General features: G+C 61.6%; 14 protein-coding genes. 13 read left to right on the top strand and 1 reads right to left on the bottom strand.

Annotation, left to right across the window (positions count from 1 at the left end):
- Window positions 1-28: 28 nt before the first annotated feature.
- The 9 genes from uvrC to ABDK06_RS10035 all read left to right on the top strand — a co-directional run bounded on the left by uvrC (window position 29) and on the right by ABDK06_RS10035 (window position 10,401).
- Window positions 29-2,011: an excinuclease ABC subunit UvrC gene (uvrC, locus tag ABDK06_RS10075; RefSeq protein WP_394940896.1), complete on the top strand. Its 1,983-nt coding sequence runs from the start codon at window positions 29-31 to the stop codon at window positions 2,009-2,011.
- A gap of 95 nt (window positions 2,012-2,106) precedes the next feature.
- Window positions 2,107-2,997, top strand: a complete 891-nt coding sequence (rapZ, locus tag ABDK06_RS10070; RefSeq protein WP_394940895.1) for an RNase adapter RapZ — start codon at window positions 2,107-2,109, stop codon at window positions 2,995-2,997.
- Window positions 2,997-4,022, top strand: coding sequence for a gluconeogenesis factor YvcK family protein (locus ABDK06_RS10065; RefSeq protein ID WP_394940894.1), 1,026 nt, complete (start codon window positions 2,997-2,999; stop codon window positions 4,020-4,022). The genes rapZ and ABDK06_RS10065 overlap by 1 nt, the downstream gene beginning before the upstream one ends.
- Before the next feature lie 39 nt (window positions 4,023-4,061).
- Window positions 4,062-5,042: a DNA-binding protein WhiA gene (whiA, locus tag ABDK06_RS10060; protein ID WP_394940893.1), complete on the top strand. Its 981-nt coding sequence runs from the start codon at window positions 4,062-4,064 to the stop codon at window positions 5,040-5,042.
- Window positions 5,043-5,160: 118 nt separating this feature from the next.
- Window positions 5,161-5,790, top strand: coding sequence for a superoxide dismutase (locus ABDK06_RS10055; protein ID WP_394940892.1), 630 nt, complete (start codon window positions 5,161-5,163; stop codon window positions 5,788-5,790).
- Between the two features lie 265 nt (window positions 5,791-6,055).
- Complete coding sequence (gene gap, locus ABDK06_RS10050; RefSeq protein WP_394940891.1) at window positions 6,056-7,063, top strand: type I glyceraldehyde-3-phosphate dehydrogenase; 1,008 nt, start codon at window positions 6,056-6,058, stop codon at window positions 7,061-7,063.
- Window positions 7,064-7,287: 224 nt separating this feature from the next.
- Window positions 7,288-8,532: a phosphoglycerate kinase gene (locus ABDK06_RS10045; protein ID WP_394940890.1), complete on the top strand. Its 1,245-nt coding sequence runs from the start codon at window positions 7,288-7,290 to the stop codon at window positions 8,530-8,532.
- A gap of 178 nt (window positions 8,533-8,710) precedes the next feature.
- Window positions 8,711-9,280 (top strand): flavin reductase family protein, encoded by a 570-nt coding sequence (locus ABDK06_RS10040; RefSeq protein ID WP_394940889.1) that lies wholly within the window; start codon window positions 8,711-8,713, stop codon window positions 9,278-9,280.
- A complete protein-coding gene (locus ABDK06_RS10035; RefSeq protein ID WP_394940888.1) occupies window positions 9,277-10,401 on the top strand; it encodes an LLM class flavin-dependent oxidoreductase in 1,125 nt (374 codons plus the stop codon). The genes ABDK06_RS10040 and ABDK06_RS10035 overlap by 4 nt, the downstream gene beginning before the upstream one ends.
- Here ABDK06_RS10035 and ABDK06_RS10030 read toward each other — a convergent pair.
- Window positions 10,391-12,259, bottom strand: coding sequence for an FAD/NAD(P)-binding protein (locus ABDK06_RS10030; protein ID WP_394940887.1), 1,869 nt, complete (start codon window positions 12,257-12,259; stop codon window positions 10,391-10,393). The genes ABDK06_RS10035 and ABDK06_RS10030 overlap by 11 nt on opposite strands.
- A gap of 252 nt (window positions 12,260-12,511) precedes the next feature.
- Between ABDK06_RS10030 and ABDK06_RS10025 the strand changes: the two genes are divergently transcribed.
- From ABDK06_RS10025 to ABDK06_RS10010, 4 genes are read left to right on the top strand one after another with little or no spacing between them, the layout of a single operon-like run.
- Window positions 12,512-13,657 (top strand): LLM class flavin-dependent oxidoreductase, encoded by a 1,146-nt coding sequence (locus ABDK06_RS10025; RefSeq protein ID WP_394940886.1) that lies wholly within the window; start codon window positions 12,512-12,514, stop codon window positions 13,655-13,657.
- Complete coding sequence (locus ABDK06_RS10020) at window positions 13,658-14,185, top strand: GNAT family N-acetyltransferase (protein WP_394940885.1); 528 nt, start codon at window positions 13,658-13,660, stop codon at window positions 14,183-14,185. It begins immediately after the preceding gene.
- Window positions 14,185-15,153 (top strand): amino acid ABC transporter permease, encoded by a 969-nt coding sequence (locus tag ABDK06_RS10015; protein WP_394940884.1) that lies wholly within the window; start codon window positions 14,185-14,187, stop codon window positions 15,151-15,153. Before ABDK06_RS10020 ends, ABDK06_RS10015 begins: the two co-directional genes overlap by 1 nt.
- The gene (locus ABDK06_RS10010; RefSeq protein WP_394940883.1) at window positions 15,146-15,964 is read left to right on the top strand and encodes an amino acid ABC transporter ATP-binding protein; all 819 of its coding nucleotides are present in this window, start codon (window positions 15,146-15,148) and stop codon (window positions 15,962-15,964) included. Before ABDK06_RS10015 ends, ABDK06_RS10010 begins: the two co-directional genes overlap by 8 nt.
- Window positions 15,965-15,972 lie beyond the last annotated feature (8 nt).

The following is a 15,972-nucleotide window of genomic DNA, read 5'->3' as shown; positions in this document are numbered from 1 at the left end:
TGTCGGGACTCGGCACTAAGATGAATTTGTGGCAGATCCGCTGAGCTACCGGCCCAAAACCGGTGAAATCCCGACCAATCCGGGCGTCTATCGATTTCGGGACGAACACGGTCGGGTGATTTACGTCGGCAAGGCTAAGAACCTGCGGGCCCGGCTGACCTCCTACTTCGCGAATCCGGCGACACTGCTGCCCAAGACTTACGCCATGGTGCATACCGCCGCCAGTGTGCAGTGGACGATCGTGGGCAGCGAACTCGAGGCTCTGCAACTCGAATACACCTGGATCAAGGAATTCACTCCTCGGTACAACCTGGCTTTCCGCGATGATAAGAGCTACCCCTACCTCGCCGTCACGATGGCCGAGGAGATCCCCCGGGTCCAGGTGATGCGCGGCGAGCGGCGTAAAGGAACCCGTTATTTTGGGCCTTATACCGCCGGGGCGATTCGCGAGACGGTGGATACCCTGCTCAGGGTCTTTCCGGTACGCACCTGCAGCCCGAGCGTGCTCAAAAGAGCCCAGCAGAGCGGCCGTCCCTGCCTGCTGGGCTATATCGACAAATGCGCCGCACCGTGCGTGGGCAAGATCAGCGTGCAGGAGCATCGTGAGCTCGCTGAGGAGTTCTGTTCTTTCATGGGCGGAGAAGCGAAACGCTTCATTTCCACCCTGGAGAAGCAAATGGCCGCTGCGGTGGCCGAGCTTGATTACGAGCAGGCCGCCCGGCTGCGCGACGATGTGATAGCGCTCCGCAAGGTCTTTGAGCGCAACGCCGTGGTGCTTCCGGAAGACACCAGCGCAGATATCTTCGCTGTTCACCAGGACGAGCTGGAAGCCGCCGTGCAGGTGTTCTATGTCAGATCCGGCCGGATCCGCGGTCAGCGTGGTTGGGTGGTGGAGAAAGTCGAGGATCTGGAGCCCGCTGAACTCATCGAGCACCTTCTGCAGCAGGTCTATGGCGAGGAGAGCGCCCAGGACGATGCCGATGACAAGATCCCGCGACAGATCCTGGTTCCTGAACTCCCGGCCAATGCTGAGCAACTGGCCACCTGGCTGAGCGGGTTGCGCGGCTCGCGGGTTGAGATCAAAGTACCGCAGCGCGGGGATAAGGCCGCCCTGTTGGAGACCGTTGCCTCCAATGCCGAGCAGGCGATGAAACTCCACAAATCCAAGCGTGCCGGGGATCTGAACCAGCGTTCTCTGGCGCTCAAGGAACTGCAGGATGCGCTCGAGCTGCCGATGCCGCTGCTGCGCATCGAATGCTACGACATCTCACATGTTCAGGGCACCAATGTGGTCGCTTCGATGGTCGTGGTGGAGGACGGTCTGGCTAAGAAAAGCGAATACCGCAGGTTCTCTATCACCGGGGCCGCTGCGCAGGACGATACCGCTTCGATGTACGACGTGATCAGCCGCAGATTCAAGCACTACCTGCAAGAGCAGCAGGAGCGTCAGGAAGCCCTGGCCAGCACTGAGGTGAGCTATGAGATCACCGAAGAGGGCATCGAAGCCGGAACCAAGAGCAAGTTCGCCTACCCGCCGAACCTAGTCGTGGTGGACGGCGGCCCGCCTCAGGTCGCCGCTGCCAGCCGGGCACTGGCAGATCTGGGGATCTCCGACATCGCCGTCGTTGGCTTAGCCAAGCGGCTCGAGGAGGTCTGGCTGCCGGACGATGAGTTCCCGGTGATCTTGCCGCGCACTTCCCAGGGGCTCTACCTGCTGCAGCGAATCAGGGACGAGGCGCACCGGTTCGCCATCACCTTCCACCGGCAAAAGCGCGGTAAATCGATGACGGCTTCTCTGCTGGATGAGATTCCGGGGTTGGGTGAGTCGAAGAGCAAGACCTTGCTCAAGCACTTTGGCTCGGTCAAAAAACTCAAAGCCGCCACGGTGGAAGAGCTCACCGCGGTCAAGGGGGTGGGCCCGGTGCTGGCTCAGGCGATCTACGATTCGCTGCACGCGGTGGAAGTGACTCCGGCGGTCAATATGACCACAGGCGAAATCCTGGAATCTTAGTTAGGCTGGAATTTCAGCCGGGTTGGAACTTGACTAGGCTAGAGGTAGCTCGGAATAAATGTGAAAAGTGACGACCTCGCAAAGGACAGATAGACATGGCAGATCTCACTCCGGTGAAACCGCAGGAATCTGAGCTCTTGGTGGTAACCGGTATGTCCGGTGCGGGTCGCAGCACAGCTGCCAATGCACTCGAGGATCACGGCTGGTATGTGGTGGAGAACCTGCCACCGCAAATGCTCGGTACCCTCGCTGATCTGGTAGCACGCACTCCGCAAGCGCTGCCTAAGTTAGCAGTGGTGGTCGACGTCCGAGGTAAGGCGTTCTTCGCCGATATTCGGGACTCCCTCAATACCCTGGCGGCTAGCGGGATCAGCTATCGGGTGCTCTTTCTCGACGCCGACGACGACACTTTGGTCAGGCGTTTCGAGCAGGGCCGCCGTCCGCATCCGCTGCAAGGCGATGGTCGGATGCTCGACGGTATCGCTGCCGAACGGGAACTGCTCGCTCAACTGCGGGACGCCGCCGATATCGTGCTCGACACTTCTTCCCGCAACGTTCACGAATTGGCCAGCCAAGTCACTGAGCTGTTCTCCGACTCCGGACCCGTGGTGCTGCGACTGACAGTGATGAGCTTCGGCTTCAAATATGGCCTGCCGGTGGACGCCAATTACGTGGCCGATGTGCGCTTCATCCCGAACCCGCACTGGGTGCCGCAGCTACGGCCGCACACCGGCCTGGATAAGGACGTCAGCGATTTCGTGCTGATCGACAATAACGCCAATGAATTCGTGGCCCGCTATGTACGGGCCCTGGAGCCCGCGCTCGAAGGCTATCGACGTGAGAATAAGCACTACGCCACGATCGCCGTCGGCTGCACCGGTGGCAAACACCGCTCGGTGGCGGTTTCAGTGGAACTCGCCAAGCGGCTCGCCCAGCTGCCGCGGGTCTCGGTGAGCACCAGGCACCGCGATCTGGGACGGGAGTAGTGGGTTTGCTCACCGGGCCGCTTCCGCTGATCCCGCCTAAGAACCGAGTCAGTGGAGACGGACCCGGGGCCAGTAAGGACACCGCTGTGGTCGCCCTCGGCGGCGGCCATGGACTCTCAGCCACGCTTTCCGCGCTGCGTCTGCTGACCAGCGAATTGACCGCCGTGGTCACGGTTGCCGATGACGGAGGTTCCTCGGGGCGACTGCGAGAGGAACTCGGCGTCTTGCCACCGGGAGATCTGCGGATGGCGCTCTCCGCGCTGTGCGACGATACCGACTGGGGGCGCACCTGGCGCGACGTCATGCAGCACCGTTTCAACGCCAAGCCCGGCGGCTCCACGTCGCTCGATCAGCACGCGATGGGCAATCTGCTGATCGTCACGCTCTGGGAACTGCTGGGAGACACCGTTGACGGCCTGAAATGGGCTGGTGCACTGCTCGGAGCGCGCGGCCAGGTGCTGCCGATGGCGAGCGTCCCGCTGACCATCCAGGGAGACAGCCGGCGGATTGCCGAAGACGGTTCCGAAACGATGAAGACGGTGACCGGTCAAGCCGCTTTAGCCACCGTGGGCGTGGTTGATGATGTGCGTCTGCTGCCGCCGAACGCCCCCGCTTGTGTCGAGGCGCTGGAAGCGATCGAACTGGCTGATTGGGTGATCCTGGGGCCCGGCTCCTGGTACACCTCGGTGCTGCCTCATCTGCTGCTTCCTGAGCTCCGCCAAGCCCTGTGCACCACTCCTGCCAAGCGGTGCCTGGCGATGAACCTGGATGTCAACGACAAAGAAGTGGTGGGAATGAGCGCTGCCGACCACCTGCGGGTGATCTCAAAATATGCGCCCGAATTCGGAGTGGATGTAGTGTTAGCTGATCCCCTCAGCGTGGGGGACCGAACCGAATTCGAAGCAGCGGCTTCCGCTTTGGGAGCTGAAGTAGTGCTGAGTCGGGTGAGAGTCAACAATCGGCAGGCGATCCATGATCCATTGCGATTAGCGGCGGCTTTTCACGACATCTTCGCGGGTGGATAGCGATATCGAGAAGTGCAGAAATACAAGACGGGAAATTAGATGGCATTGACAGCGGCAGTGAAAGAGGAGCTGTCCCGACTGGAAGTCCGGAAGGCTCCGGTGCGAAAGGCCGAGGTCTCCGCGATGCTGCGGTTCGCGGGCGGGTTGCACATCATTTCCGGGCGAATCGTGATCGAAGCGGAAGTTGATCTTGCCGCGACAGCACGCAGGCTCCGGGTGGCCATCGCCGAGCTCTACGGCCATCAGAGCGAAATCATCGTCGTCTCCGGAGGCGGTCTGCGCCGCGGTAATCGCTATGTCGTGCGAGTGGTCCGGGAGAGCGAAGCCCTGGCCCGGCAAACCGGGCTGCTGGACAGCCGTGGCCGGCCGGTGCGCGGTCTGCCCTCGGTGGTGGTGAATGGCTCAGCGGCCGACGTCGAAGCCGTCTGGCGTGGCGCTTTCCTGGCTCACGGCTCGCTCACCGAGCCCGGGAGGTCCTCCTCTCTGGAAGTCACTTGCCCCGGACCGGAGGCGGCACTCGCCCTGGTCGGTGCGGCCCGGCGGCTGGGTATTGCTGCCAAAGCTCGTGAGGTGCGCGGGGTCGACCGGGTGGTGATCAGGGACGGCGACACCATTGCCGCGCTGCTCACCCGGATGGGCGCCCACCAGACCCTCTTGACCTGGGAAGAATCCCGGATGCGCAAAGAGGTCAGGGCCACCGCGAACCGCTTGGCGAATTTCGATGACGCCAATCTGCGCCGCTCTGCCCAGGCAGCCGTTGCCGCCGGAGCACGGGTTGACCGAGCCCTGGAGATCCTGGGCGAGGACGTACCGGAACACCTCAAATACGCCGGGGAATTGCGAGTGGCCCACAAACAAGCTTCACTCGACGAACTGGGCCGACTCGCCGAACCTCCGATGACGAAGGACGCTATTGCCGGGCGAATTCGCAGATTGTTAGCGATGGCGGATAAGCGGGCGAGCGATTTAGGCATCCCGGGCACCGAAGCGAATGTGACACTCGAGATGCTTGAGGAATAGCCTGGGAGTGAAACTATTTTCTGAAAGTTTCATGGATCAGAAATAGATCACAAAAATGTGACGTTATTATGCTCAGTGGCAGTATTCAGCCGCTGAAAACCGAATCTATGGAGGAACCGTGAGCGCCACCAAGTACACCCTTCCCGAGCTGCCGTACGATTACGCAGCCCTTGAACCGCATATCTCCGCGCGCATTATGGAGCTGCACCACGATAAGCACCATGCAGCCTATGTCACCGGCGCGAACAACGCGCTGGATCAGCTTGCGGAAGCCCGCGAGAAGAACGACTTCGCGAACGTCAACCGGCTCTCAAAGGATCTGGCCTTCCATACCGGTGGGCATACCAATCACTCGGTCTTCTGGAACAATCTGTCCCCGGATGGCGGCGATAAGCCCGAAGGTGAGCTGGCCGCCGCAATCGACGACGCCTTTGGCTCCTTCGACGCTTTCCGTGCGCATTTCACCGCTGCGGCACTCGGCTTGCAGGGCTCCGGTTGGGCTTTTCTGGCCTATGAGCCAATCGGCGGCAACCTGGTGATCGAGCAGCTCTACGATCAGCAGGGCAATGTCGCGGTGGGCACCACTCCGCTGCTGATGCTCGATATGTGGGAGCACGCCTTCTACCTGGACTATGTGAATGTGAAGGCTGACTACGTCAAGGCTTTCTGGAACATCGTCAATTGGGCCGATGTGGCCAAGCGTTTCGATGCAGCCCGGCAGAACGCCAGCGGCCTGATCGTTCTCTAAAGCGTGCCCTCGGAGGTGTTATTCACGTCACATAGTGGCTGAAACCTCTTGGCTTTGCCCTCGCATTTGCGGGGGCAAAGCCAGTTAAACGTAAGATGGGGGAGGAGAGTGTTTCGATCGTGTTACGAAGGGAAACTTTCCAGCTCGTAAGTCGTCTTTGCCCAAAGTCGTGCAAGAACCATTACCTCAGAGGTTCGGCAGTGAACCTTTGAACTGTGCACTGTCCAAACGGGCAGGCTGTCACCAGTACCAAGGAGATTGAAGCGTGACCACAAAGATTGGTATCAATGGCTTCGGCCGCATCGGCCGTAACTACTTCAGGGCAGCTCTTGAGCAGGGCGCTGATCTGGAAATTGTCGCGGTCAATGACCTGACAAGTCCGGAGACTCTGGCTCATTTGCTCAAGTACGATTCGGTCACCGGCCGGATCAAGGCCACCGTTGAGGTGGTAGACGGTCATTTGGTCGTGAATGGAAAGACCATTCAGGTGCTCGCTGAGCGCGACCCCGCAAATCTTCCCTGGGGAGAGCTGGGCGTTGACATTGTGATCGAGTCCACCGGCTTCTTCACCAAGGCTGCTGACGCGCAGAAGCACATCGACGCCGGTGCCAAGAAGGTACTGATCTCCGCTCCGGCCAGCGATGAGGACGTCACCATCGTGCTCGGCGTCAACGAGGGCGAATACGATCCTGCGAATCACCACATCATCTCCAATGCCTCTTGCACCACCAACTGCCTCGGCCCGCTCGCCAAGGTGCTGAACGACAACTTCGGCATCGAGCGCGGTCTGATGACCACGGTGCACGCCTACACCGCCGATCAGAACCTGCAGGACGGCCCGCACAAGGATCTGCGCCGGGCTCGTGCCGCCGCGATCAATATCGTGCCGACCTCCACCGGTGCAGCCAAGGCCATCGGCCTGGTGCTCCCGGAGCTCAAGGGCAAGCTCGATGGTTATGCGCTGCGCGTTCCGGTGCCCACCGGCTCGGCCACCGACCTGACCGTGACGGTTTCCCGTGAGGTGACCGTCGAAGAGGTCAACGCCGCTTATAAGGCCGCTGCCGCTGATGGCCCGCTCAAGGGCTACCTGAGCTACACCGAGGATCCGATCGTCTCCTCGGACATCGTGACCGACCCGGCGTCCTCGATTTTCGACTCGGGCCTGACCAAGGTGATCGGCAACCAGGTCAAGGTGGTTTCCTGGTACGACAACGAGTGGGGCTACTCCAACCGCCTGGTCGACCTGACCGAGCTGGTGGCTTCGAAGCTCTAAGCCTCTAAGTGTTACCTCGCCGAGTGTGCAGATATACACCTCAAACCCGGCTCAAAAGGTGTAGATCTGCACACTCGATGTGTCAGCTGGGGCCCCTCGGACGATAGCGCCCATCGTCCTCCCCAGCCTCACAAGTTCAGCTGGGGCCCCTCGGACGATAGCGCCCATCGTCCTCCCCAGCCTCACAAGTTCAGCTGGGGCCCCTCGGACGATAGGCTGGGGGTATGACATTGCACACGCTTGACGAATTGCTCGCTGAAGGTGTCCAGGGGCGGTATGTTCTGGTCCGTAGCGACTTGAATGTACCGCTTTCTGGCGCTGACGATGAAAACCGGACGGTGACGGACGACGGACGGATCCGTGCTTCCTTGCCGGTGATTGAGAAACTCGCCGCCGCCGGTGCACGAATTCTGGTGCTGGCTCATCTGGGTCGCCCCAAGGGAGCTCCGGAAACGAAATATTCACTCAAGCCCGCGGTTCAGCGTTTGGCCGAATTGGCCACCGTGCCAGTTTCACTGGCCGGCGATGTCTCCGGAGCCGCAGCTCAGTCAGCCGCCACGGCACTCAGCGACGGTCAGGTGCTGGTGCTCGAGAACGTCCGCTTCGATCCGCGTGAGACCTCAAAGGACGACGCCGAACGTCAGGCCTTCGCCGCTGAACTGGTAGCCCTCGCCGGAGAGAACGCAGCCTACGTCGATGACGCCTTCGGCGCCGTGCACCGCAAGCACGCCAGCGTCTTCGACCTGGCCAAAGCTTTGCCTTCCTACCAGGGCGACCTGGTCCGCACCGAACTCGAGGTGCTGCGTAAGCTGACTGAGTCACCCGTTCGGCCCTATGTCGTGGTGCTGGGCGGATCGAAGGTCTCGGACAAGCTCGCGGTGATTGAGAACCTGATCGGCAAAGCGGACACCATCCTGGTCGGTGGCGGTATGCTCTTCACCTTCCTGGCCGCGCAGGGCTACCACGTGGGGGCGAGCCTGCTGGAAGCCGATCAGATCGATACGGTCAAGGATTACCTGAGCCGAGCGGAAGCGGCCGGTACCCGCTTCGTGTTGCCGAACGACGTCGTGGTGGCCGAGAAATTCGCCGCTGATGCCGCCCACGAACTGGTTCCGGCGTCCTCAATCGAGTCCAGTAGCTTCGGGGCTGCCGGTATCGGCCTCGATATCGGGCCGGAGACCGGAAAGTCTTTCGCGGAGCAGATCCTTGCCGCGGGAACCGTTTTCTGGAATGGGCCGATGGGCGTTTTCGAATTCGCCGCCTTCGCAGCCGGCACCCAAGCCGTCGCCCAGGCGCTCTCGGAGAGCAAAGGCTTCACCGTGGTCGGCGGCGGAGACTCAGCCGCCGCGGTGCGGGCCTTGGGTTTCACCGAGGATTCCTTCGGGCATATCTCCACCGGTGGTGGAGCGAGTCTTGAATTCCTGGAAGGCAAAGAGCTTCCGGGTCTGCTGGCACTGGATCGCAGTTAGGCCCGCAAAATAGCCTTCACCAAGACGAACAGCGCAGCAGCCTCCCGAGCGGGAGGTTGCTGCGCTGTTGCGTTTTAAGTCGCTGTATTTCTTGAGGTTTCAGCTTTCCCGGTAGTTGCTTGCTTGCGCGCTCCACGCGTGGTTTTCTGGCAGCAGAGGAATATCCAGAGGAGCTGATGTGGTTTTTTCCCAGGACATCACGCCGCAGAAGATGCGGGCCGTGCTTGGCCATTTCGCAACCGGGCTGACCGTGGTGACCTCAGCTGGGGAGGAAGGTCCGATGGGCTTCACCTGCCAGTCCTTCACTTCGCTCTCCCTGGAACCGCCGTTGATCTCGATCAACCCCACCAAAGGGTCGAGCACTTGGCCGAAGATCCGTGAGATCGGGCGCTTCGCGGTCAATATCCTGCCCGCTGGCACCGAGGAACTGGCGTTGAGCTTCAGCAAAAAAGGCGTTGACCGCTTTGCCGACGTGCCATGGCGTGCTTCCGCCGCGGGTAACCCGCATCTGAATGCGGCACTGGCCTGGGTCGACTGCGAGCTGGAGGCCGAACACGAGGCGGGGGACCACACCATAGCGATCGGCCGGGTACGGCACCTGGAAGCTGCTGAGGCAGGGCACAGCCCGCTGCTTTTCTTCCGCGGCAGCTTCGCCGCGCTGCTGCTCGATTCGGGCATCGCCCCGCTGGCCGCGCGGCAGCGACATGAGCCAGCGAAGGACAGCGAGCGGAACGTGCTGAGCGCATGAAATTTCAGCTGCTGGATATCGTCCCGCACCAGCGCAATCCGGTGAGCGGCCGGTTGGTCAGCCCCGCCGAGCGGCTCTCGCAGACCATCTTGCTGGCACAGCGTGCTGAACAACTGGGCTTCGACGCCTTTGCCGTGGGAGAGCGTCACGCAGGGCAGTTCCTCTCCAGCTCGCCGACGGTGCTGCTGGGTGCGATAGCGGCGAGTACCTCACGGATCAGGCTGCAGACCGGTGTCACGGTGTTGTCTTTGCTGGATGCCTTCCGGGTCGCCGAGGATTACGCAACCATTGATCAGCTCGCTCGTGGGCGGTTGGAAATCACGATTGGCAAGGGCAATGAACTCGCTCATTTCCCCTTATTCGGTTTGCAGGCCAGTGAGCAGTATCAGCTGCTGACCGAGAAGTATGAGCTGCTCAGAAGGCTCTGGAGTGAGGAAGCGGTGAGCTGGAGCGGCCGGTATCGGCCGGATCTTCACGAAGTGACCTCTCAGCCGCGGCCCTTTGCCGGGCCGATCAGGATCTGGCACGGATCAGCGACCTCCCGGACCGCTGTGGAACTCGCGGCCCGCTGGGGTGATCCGCTGTTCAGTGCGAATGCGATTCAGCCGCTCTCCGCCTATCGTGAGTTGATCGCTCACTATTTTGAGGAATACGAGCTGCACGGGCATGATCCTGCTCGAGCCTATGTGGGGGCGGGGTCCGGAGCCGGGGGCCTGTTCATCGCCGATAGCGCGCGGCAGGCCAAGGAGCAGTTTGGGCCGGTGTATGAGGGGCTCGTGGCGAATCGCAATGTGCCGGGCAATAACACCCCCTTCCGGAACATCGACCACGCGATCGCTGAAGGTCCAGCTTTAGTCGGCACCGTGGAACAGGTGGTGGATAAAATTCTGCGCTTCCATGAGGCCTTCAGTCACGATCTGCAATCGGTTTCCTTGCCGAGTACCATCCCCCTGGAGCATCAGCTCGAAATCCTGGAGGCCTTCGCTAACCAGGTGATTCCTGCGGTGCGCGATAAAGTCAGCACCACACTGTGGGAGGAGGGCGATCCCTATGCCCATCGACCGGCTTTTGCGGGAGCCCAGCCAGCTGTGGACTTGGATCTGCTGGTGGCTAAGCGCTGAGCTGCTCGCTACGGGAGCCCAGTTCTGCTAGCAGGGCGAGTAGATTTCTGGCGAGTGCATCATTGTCTCTGAAAACGGGGGCATTACTCCCGGGCCGGGGGAATGCACCGGTGACCGGCGAATCTGTGAAAGCTCCCACGGCGAAGCGCCGGAGTGAGGGCGAGCCCTGCACATCCAGCACCCGGTTCTGGTCATCGACAGGCAGGCGATCGGCGGCGGCCTGATGAGCCGCAGCCGAGATCAGCGGACTCACCGAATACCGGGCTTCCTGACGCGGCAGGAAGGCATCGATCAGCACCTTTGCCCTGACCGGCTCAGCGAGGAACGCGGTACGAGCCTCGAAGAATCCACTCTGCTCATTGGCCTCGATCGTCAGCTCGGGGCCCAGGACCCGAATCTTCCCGGCCTCCAGCAGCGCGAGTAGCTCACGGAGCCTCCGGGGAGGCGGCCCGCTTGCCACGAAGCTGAAGAATCCGTGCCAGCGCTCACGAATCAGTCGCTGGGAGGAAGCGGTGAGCCGGTCCCTGGGAATCTGCACGAGAACCCCGTAACAGCTCAACAGAGCCAGAAACAAGGCATAGTTTTCGCTGTGGCTTTCGCTCGTGCGACGTCGCAGATCGTTCTGGACATAATCATGGAACCACTCCTGCAAGTCCTCAACCCGGCTTCCGCTGAAGGGCCGGTCCAATCGATCCAGATCCAGATAGTCTTCCGGATCGACCAGCAGCGGAAGCAGTGCATGCCGGCTGGGCAGTCCTTCCGGGATGAAAAGCGATTGAAAGTCCGGCCAACTTCCGCTGACCCGTTCAGGATGACCGGTGCAGAGTTCACGATAGTAGGCGTACCGGACCTCCTGGGCGATGAGCGGCCAGAGCTGCTCCTGGAAATCCAGCTTGCGATGCCGGAGCAACAATTCGTTGATGACTGCCTGAGTCAGAAACTGCGCCCTGAAAGGCTCCCCGTGCAGCCTCGTAGGGGTTTTCGAATGGTAAGGAACACCTCGCCGGGAACCGACCAGCAGCCGAGGCTCCATACCGCAGGGCAAATACCTCAGGCTGCCGTCGGCCTGCTCTTCGAAACGGCCGCCGCGGCCCTCCATGAGCAGCACCATCAGATCGATGAAGGCCAAGCCCAAGCCGCGCACCAGAACGTCCTGACCGGCCGGTAAAGCGGAGAGGTCGCTATCAGCGGTGTAACCGGGAGGTGAATAGTGACCTTGATGGCGCTGCGCAAAGCTCAATAATTGCTCGGCTTGGGCGTCCGGTACGGCGTCCGTGTGCCCCAGTGCAAGGACGACGGCGTCCACCGTCAGGGAGTGCGCCGCACCGTCGAAGTACAGCCGTTGCCTGCCGTCTTGCAGGCTCTCTATGCTGTGGACCTCAGCCCGGTGGTGCACCACCACCGCGCACGGTGCGAGCTTGAGCAGAGTCCGCCGATAGCACCACTGCAGATACTCGCTGTGCAGCCGCCGACTGGGAAAACTGCCCGGGGTCAGCGCGAACAACTCCTCGAGCACCGCCTGATCGGCGATCTTGATGTCTCTGATGGAGCCGCAGCGTATCGCGACCGCCCAGTCGATCAGAGAAGGTCCTTCGCTGACCGGGCCTGCCATCTGCACCGAGGCGTCGGTGAACATGGTGACATCGGCCGCAGTGGAATTGAGTCGCAGCAGACCGGATTGCGCCCGGCGCCAGATCCGGCCGGCCCCGGCCTCGAAGGGTTCGAAGAGGTGAATTGTGAAGCTTCCGGCCGTGGAATCCGGCAGGTTGCTGGCCAGCCGTTCCAGGATTCCAGCGGTGCGAGGCCCGCCGCCGACAAAAGCGAGCGAAGGCTCGGTCGGGGCGTAATCGTTGGGCACTGGAATCCTTCGGTCCGTTGCGGCTTCTGCCCAGGACAGTACTCAGCCTGAAACGCTTTGTCAGGCACGCCGTCAAAGAGCGTAAGCCGCCGTCACACCTGAGTCATAAAGCGGTCATAAAGAGTCATCCGAGGTCATCGGAAGACCCCAGAGGACAGACGGAGTCACCGTCCTTGACCTGATTCCAGACCGGGCCGTAGCTTCAAGCCACTGCTAGCTGATGAGATGTCCGACACGGGAAGGACCTGCACGATGACTCTGGAATTTTTGGGAATGGGTGCGCTCAATGACGGCACCGAGATTCATCCGCGAAGTGGAGCGGCGTTCGATAAGGAGTACACCGCGAAACTGGCTCAGGTTCATCAGCAGAGCGGCTTCACCAGAGTACTTTTCGCCTATAGCTCGGGTAGCCCGGATCCGGCCCAGGCGGCGGCTTTTGCCGCGGCGCACACCGACTCGCTTGGCCTGCTGGTGGCACATCGGCCTAATGTGTCGGCTCCCACTTTTGCCGCAAAGACCTACGCCACCCTGGACCACATCTCCAATGGCCGGGTGGCAGTGCATTTCATCACGGGAGGCTCCACCGCTGATCAGGCGGCAGAAGGGGATTTCCTCAGCAAGGACGAACGCTACGAGCGGACCCGAGAGTATTTGCAGATCATCAAAAAAGCCTGGTCGGAGACCGAGCGTTTTGACTACCGGGGTGAGCATTACACGATCGAGGACTTCGCCCTCGACTTCCTGCCGCAGCAGCAGCCGCGGCCGCTGATCTCTTTCGGCGGTTCCTCTCCGGCTGCCTACCGAGTGGGTGCCGCAGAGGCCGATGTCTTCGCGCTCTGGGGTGAGACTTTGGAAGGGACTGCCGAGCAGATCGCTTCGATTCGCTCCGCTGCGGCCGAGGCCGGGAGAGCTGAGACGCCCAGGATCCAAATAGCTTTTCGCCCCATTTTGGCTCCGACTCAGCAGAAAGCTTGGCAGCGGGCGGAGGAGATCGCCCATCAGCTAGAGGAGCGAGTCAAAGGCTCCACCACCTTCCGGCATCGTCGCTCGCTGACGAACCCCGAAAACAGCGGCTCTCAACGCCTGCTCGAACTTGCTGGCAAGGGCGAACGGTTCGGTACCGCGCTCTGGACCAAGACCGCCGAGCTGACCGGAGGCGGCGGCAATTCCAACGCCCTAGTGGGAACCCCCGACGTCGTCGCAGAGGCACTCTTCGAATACGTCAAACTCGGCGTCGAGATCATCTCCGTCCGCGGCTACGACACCCTGCAGGACGCCAAGGACTTCGGTGAACAGGTGATCCCGCTCCTACAGGCCGAAGCGGCAAAGCTCCCACAAGCCGAAGCGACAACTCAGAAGCAGCTTTCAGCGATTCGCAGCGAAGAGGCGGTGGCGTGAGTGGCTGCCCCCGCTGTACAGCGCCGGGCAGAGCAGCTGAGAACTCAGGACAGCGGACTGCTGGTCAGGCATGTTGGGCAAGGCGACCCCCTGGTGCGGCCGATGCTGGCCGAGCTGGCCCGTGAATACAGCACCCGCTACGGGCATCCCCGACAGCAAGTGCACCGTGAGCTGCTCGATTATCCGGCTGCAGAGTTCGCCGCTCCTTCGGGCGATCTACTGCTTCTGCTGGAGGACGGCGTGCCGGTGGCCGGTGGTGCCTTCCGGCGCTATGACCAGCAGACCGCCGAGCTGAAAAGAATCTGGACCCATTCCGAACACCGTCGCCGCGGCTTGGCGGTCCGCGTGCTGACAGAGCTGGAAACCGAGGCCCGACGTCGTGGCTATCAGAAGATCTATCTCACCACCGGCCCGCGGCAGCCAGAAGCCAAGGCGCTTTACCTGGCCACCGGCTACCGGGCCGAGTTCGACCTGGACGCCGATCCGGAGAGCATCGGTCCGCTACCCTTCCGAAAGGAACTGAACTGATGGCGAGCACGCTGATCCCCGAAGCGCCGATTCGATCCGATCCTGCGGTGAGCGCCGTGGAGAAGCTGAAGATCGTTCCGGCCAGGCATCCCGGGCGGACTATAGCTACCGTTGTGGTTTTGCTGCTGCTGGTACCGTTCCTGATCTCGGTCTTGGGCAACCCGCGCTGGGAATGGGGCGTGGTGGCTCAGTGGTTTACCGCCGAATCGGTGCTGCGCGGGTTGGGTTCCACGCTGCTGCTCACGGTGATTGCCGGTAGCGCCGGATTCATCTTGGGGTTCCTGCTCGCACTGATGAGGATTTCATCCTCCCCGGTGCTCCAAGCGGTGTCCTGGGCCTATACCTGGCTTTTCCGCTCGGTGCCACTGCTGGTGCAATTGCTGCTCTGGTACAACCTCGGCTACCTGTACGAGAAGATCCAGCTCGGGGTGCCCTTCGGGCCGGTGTTCTTCGAAGTGCAGACCACTACCTTGATCAGTCAGTTCGCCGCGGCCGTATTGGGACTTTCGCTGCATCAGGCCGCCTACTCCGCGGAGATCATCCGAGGGGGCATCCTCTCCGTGGATCAGGGGCAGCTGGAGGCCGCTGCGGCCCTTGGCCTGCCACGCAGCCGCCGCGCGCTGCGGATCGTGTTGCCGCAGGCCCTGAGGGCGATCCTGCCGAGCGCCTTCAACGAGATCATCGGCCTGGTGAAGGGTACCTCGGTGGTCTATGTGCTGGCTTACAGTGAGCTCTTCTACACGATCCAGGTGATCTACAACCGGACTCAGCAAGTGCTGCCGCTGCTCTTGGTAGCGACTCTCTGGTATGTCGTGATCACCTCGGTGCTCAGCGTGGCGCAGTACTACATCGAACGCAGATTCGCCCGGGGCGCGCTGCGGAGCACCCCGCAGACTCCTTGGCAGCGGTTGCGCGGTGGCCTGACGAGATCGAATTTACTGAGCAGATCGGGGTCCCGAAATGAGTAGTGCGATCCAGCAGGAGCGGGTCCGAGAGCCGAACAGCGCAGTGGGGCAGCGTCGAGGGCAAGTTAATCTGCGCTCGGTGTACAAGCGCTTCGGCACCGCCGAAGTGCTCAAGGGTATCGACCTGACCATTGAACCAGGGGAGGTGACGGTGATCCTGGGCCCTTCCGGCTCCGGGAAATCAACGCTTTTGCGCACCATCAACCACCTGGAGAAACTCGATCAGGGCAGCGTCGACATCGACGGCGAGCTGATCGGCTATCGGCGCCGCGGAGATTCGCTCTATGAGCTCTCGGAACGGGAAGTGCTGCGGCAACGCACCCAGATCGGCATGGTCTTTCAAAACTTCAATCTATTCCCGCATCTGAGCGTGCTGGAGAACGTCATCGAGGCCCCCAGAGCAGCACTCGGGCAGAGCAAAGCGGAAGCTACCCGTCGGGCGCTGGACCTCTTGGAACGAGTGGGGCTCCGGCATCGCGCTGAGGCCTATCCGCGACAGCTCTCCGGCGGCCAGCAACAACGCGTGGCGATCGCCCGCGCACTGGCTCTGGAACCCAAGGTGCTGCTCTTCGACGAACCCACCTCGGCGCTCGACCCCGAACTGGTCACCGAGGTGCTCGATGTGATCAAGAACCTCGCCCAGGGCGGCACCACGATGATCATCGTCAGCCACGAGATCGGCTTCGCCAGAGAAGTTGCGGATCGGATCGTCTTTCTCGACGCCGGAGTGATCATCGACCAGGGCACCCCGGAGCACGTTTTCGGAGCTACTGCCCATGCCCGCACCAAGGCTTTTTTGGCCAAGGTGCTTTAGGAGCCAGA

The sequence above is a fragment of the Psychromicrobium ferritrahens genome (assembly GCF_043789415.1).
Lineage (GTDB): Bacteria > Actinomycetota > Actinomycetes > Actinomycetales > Micrococcaceae > Renibacterium.
Note: the sequence above shows the minus strand (reverse complement) of the source record. Positions and strands in the feature narration are given on the sequence as shown.

What these genes read in the sequence shown, in the direction of transcription:
- rapZ (WP_394940895.1), top strand. Translation starts at nt 2,107, where the DNA reads ATGGCAGATCTCACTCCGGTGAAACCGCAGGAATCTGAGCTCTTGGTG.
- whiA (WP_394940893.1), top strand. Translation starts at nt 4,062, where the DNA reads ATGGCATTGACAGCGGCAGTGAAAGAGGAGCTGTCCCGACTGGAAGTC.
- ABDK06_RS10015 (WP_394940884.1), top strand. Translation starts at nt 14,185, where the DNA reads ATGGCGAGCACGCTGATCCCCGAAGCGCCGATTCGATCCGATCCTGCG.
- ABDK06_RS10010 (WP_394940883.1), top strand. Translation starts at nt 15,146, where the DNA reads ATGAGTAGTGCGATCCAGCAGGAGCGGGTCCGAGAGCCGAACAGCGCA.
- ABDK06_RS10035 (WP_394940888.1), top strand. Translation starts at nt 9,277, where the DNA reads ATGAAATTTCAGCTGCTGGATATCGTCCCGCACCAGCGCAATCCGGTG.
- ABDK06_RS10045 (WP_394940890.1), top strand. Translation starts at nt 7,288, where the DNA reads ATGACATTGCACACGCTTGACGAATTGCTCGCTGAAGGTGTCCAGGGG.
- ABDK06_RS10025 (WP_394940886.1), top strand. Translation starts at nt 12,512, where the DNA reads ATGACTCTGGAATTTTTGGGAATGGGTGCGCTCAATGACGGCACCGAG.